The 2662-nt window shown below is 74.7% G+C and carries 4 protein-coding genes and 1 pseudogene; 3 read left to right on the top strand and 2 right to left on the bottom strand.

Features of this window, described 5'->3' with window-relative positions:
• Positions 1 to 279, bottom strand: a pseudogene (locus AC792_RS12710) (DUF3027 domain-containing protein); the annotation flags it as partial.
• 9 nt (positions 280 to 288) lie between these two features.
• Positions 289 to 672, bottom strand: coding sequence for a cold-shock protein (locus AC792_RS12705; protein WP_049830879.1), 384 nt, complete (start codon positions 670 to 672; stop codon positions 289 to 291).
• Between the two features lie 167 nt (positions 673 to 839).
• Between AC792_RS12705 and AC792_RS12700 the strand changes: the two genes are divergently transcribed.
• The 3 genes from AC792_RS12700 to AC792_RS12690 form a co-directional block, all read left to right on the top strand.
• Positions 840 to 1127 carry a hypothetical protein gene (locus tag AC792_RS12700; RefSeq protein ID WP_049830878.1) on the top strand — a complete coding sequence of 96 codons (288 nt, stop codon included), beginning with the start codon at positions 840 to 842 and terminating at the stop codon, positions 1125 to 1127.
• Positions 1128 to 1227: 100 nt separating this feature from the next.
• Positions 1228 to 2502 (top strand): hypothetical protein, encoded by a 1275-nt coding sequence (locus AC792_RS12695; protein WP_152916212.1) that lies wholly within the window; start codon positions 1228 to 1230, stop codon positions 2500 to 2502.
• Positions 2466 to 2662, top strand: a 197-nt coding sequence (locus AC792_RS12690; RefSeq protein WP_160317646.1) for a hypothetical protein, incomplete at its 3' end; no start/stop codon positions are given. The genes AC792_RS12695 and AC792_RS12690, both read left to right, overlap by 37 nt.

Genomic DNA, 2662 nt, shown 5'->3' with positions numbered 1-2662 from the left:
CCGGGCGGCCCCCCCCCCCCACCCGCCGTACCCGGGGACGCCCGCCTCGAAGCGGCGGGTGCACAGGCGTTCACCCTCGACGCCGGCGGCGACGTGGCGTCCCACCTGCGCCTCCGGCACCGCCGCGAGCACACCGAGGCGGGCCCGCTCGGACGCGGCCTCGAGGACGGCGTCCGACTTCGGGATCCTGCGGGCTGCACGTGGCTTCCGGGGCGCGGCCGGCGTCTCGTCCGTGCTGGACGGAGCGGTGCCGGCGGTGTCCGGGGTGGGGGAGGTCATGGAAAAAGCCTACGCGTCGAGGTCGTCGGCGACGGCCCGGAGCACCGCGGCGACCTTCGAGGCGTGGGACTTCTCGGGGTAGCGGCCCTTCCGCAGCCCGTTGGACACACCGTCCAGCAGCTTGATGAGGTCCTCCGTGATCACGGCCATGTCATCGGCGCTCTTCCGGGTGGCCTTCACCACGGACGGTGCCTGCTCGAGGATGCGCGCCGAGAGGGCCTGCAGGCCACGACGCCCGTCGGCCACCCCGAACTCCAGCTTGGTCCCCACCTTCACCTCGGTGACCCCGGCCGGGAGCGCCGAGGCGTGCAGGAACACCTCCTTGCCCTCGTCGGTGGACACGAAGCCGAAACCCTTGTCCGCGTCGAACCACTTGACCTTGCCGATGGGCACGTTGATTACCTCTTCCTAGCCGAACCCGTCGGCGAGCGCCGACGGCCACGGTCCCGGGTGTGCTGCACCTGCTGGCGCCGTGCGCACCACCGCCGGGAAAGTCCGTGCCTCCCAGGGTATAACCTCACCGGAGGTCCCCCTGCCGTGCTTCTTGTACCCTGTGAGGGATGACCGCCGACGAACCGCTCCACCCTCCCGCCGAACGACCCGCGGTCCCCGCTGCGCCCCTCGGCCGCACCGAGTCCTCCTCCAGGGCCCGGCTCGTCGTCATGGTGCTCGCCGTGGGCCTGGCGGCCGTGGGCCTCGTGTCGCTCGTGATGATCCTCGGCATCGCGTACTTCCAGGGCACGGTGTGGCCGGGTCTCGTGCTCGCCACCTATCTCTGCCTGCCCGCCGCCTTCCTGCTCATGATGTCCCTGGTGGTCTGGTCCGTCCGTTCCCGACGGCGCCCCTGACGGACACACCTGACGGCACGCGGGACGGGGCTCCTGCCGCTCGCGGCACGGACGCCCGCGCCCGGTCCGGATGTCGGCCCCGCTGGGTAGTGTGGGGGTGATGTCCGCGATCCGAGCACTGGCCGACCAGCTGGCACGCGGGAGCGATGACGACCTGCGCCGGCTGCTGTCCGTCCGGCCCGATCTCGTGCTTCCCCCGGTGCCCGATTTCGCCGCGCTCTCGGCGAGGGCCTCCACCCGGGTGAGCGTGCAACGCGCACTCGACAACCTCTCCAGACCCCGGCTCCAGGTCCTGGAGGCGCTGGTGGTCCTTCACGAGGAGCAGCCGGAGCCTGTGTCCCATGAGGACCTCGCCGCTGCGTTCACCTCCGCGCGGGCCGAGGCGCTGGACGAGCTGCTCTCCGACCTCGTGCAGCGGGCCCTGGTGGTGGTGACGGAGTCCGGTGCGCTGCTCCCGGTCGGTGCACTCGCCGATGCGCTCGGGCCCTACCCCGCGGGCCTCGGCAGACCGTTCCGTACGCTCGCCCGGACCGTCCCGGGGTTCGGGGCCGCGCTGGTCCAGGCGATGGAGCGTGCCGCGCCCGGGACCGCAGCGCCGTCGTCGCCCACGTCCGCCTCCGCGGCACGGGCACTGGCGAGGCGGGCGGCGGCCCCGGCCTCCGGGCAGGCCCCGCGGGCGGACGCCCCCGCCGAGGCGCGCTCGCTCCTGCCACGGTTGCGCGGCAGCCCGGTCGGATCCGCGGCCACCGGTGACGGACCGGCCACCCCACCCGCCGTGCGCTGGCTGCTCGACCGCTGCCTGCTGGTGCCGCTCGACGCCCTCCACGTGGAGCTGCCCCGCGGGGTGGGCCGGGCGCTGCGCGACGGCGCCGTGTTCGACTCCCTCGACCTGCTCCCGCCTACGGACGCAGGTCGCAGCACCCGGCGTTCCCTGCGGGACAATGCGGCCTTCGGTGCCGTCGCCGAGACCCTGCGGCTGGTCACGGCCCTGCTCACCCTGGTCACCGGCACCCCCGGGGCGCGCTGCGCGCCGGCGGGGTGGGCGTGCGTGAGCTGCGGCGGGTCCGCGAGGCACGGCGGTGCACCGACGCCGCGACCCGCTGGCTGCTGGAACTCGCCTCCGCCGCCGGACTCCTCGCCCTCGACCCCGACGACTCCCGCTGGAAGATCTCCCGCCCCGGGGCCTGGGACGCCCTCGGACGCGACGCCCAGTGGCTCCTCCTCGTGGAGGGGTGGCTCGCGGGGGCCCGCGCACCGGCGCTGGCGGGATCCAGGTTGCCCGACGGCTCGGCCGTCAACGCCCTGGCCGCCGAGGTCTCGCGTCCCGATGCACCCCTGGTGCGTCGGCATCTCCTCGCGGTCGCCGTCGAGCTGACCGACGGCGCCGGTGCCCCGGGGACCGGCCCTGACGGGGGTGGGCAGCCCACGACCCCCACCGTCCTCACCGAGGAGGCGGTGGTGGGGCTCGCCTCCTGGCACCGGCCGCGCCTGCACCGGCGCTTCACGCGGTTGGTCCCCGGCATGCTGGAGGAGGC

Source organism: Arthrobacter sp. RIT-PI-e (genome assembly GCF_001187915.1).
In the GTDB taxonomy this organism is placed as follows: Bacteria; Actinomycetota; Actinomycetes; order Actinomycetales; family Micrococcaceae; genus Arthrobacter_D.
This window is presented reverse-complemented; position numbering and strand designations above follow the sequence as displayed.

Bases quoted from the DNA above. Each gene is read 5' to 3' on its own strand.
- AC792_RS12700 (WP_049830878.1), top strand. From the start codon at position 840: ATGACCGCCGACGAACCGCTCCACCCTCCCGCCGAACGACCCGCGGTC.
- AC792_RS12695 (WP_152916212.1), top strand. From the start codon at position 1,228: ATGTCCGCGATCCGAGCACTGGCCGACCAGCTGGCACGCGGGAGCGAT.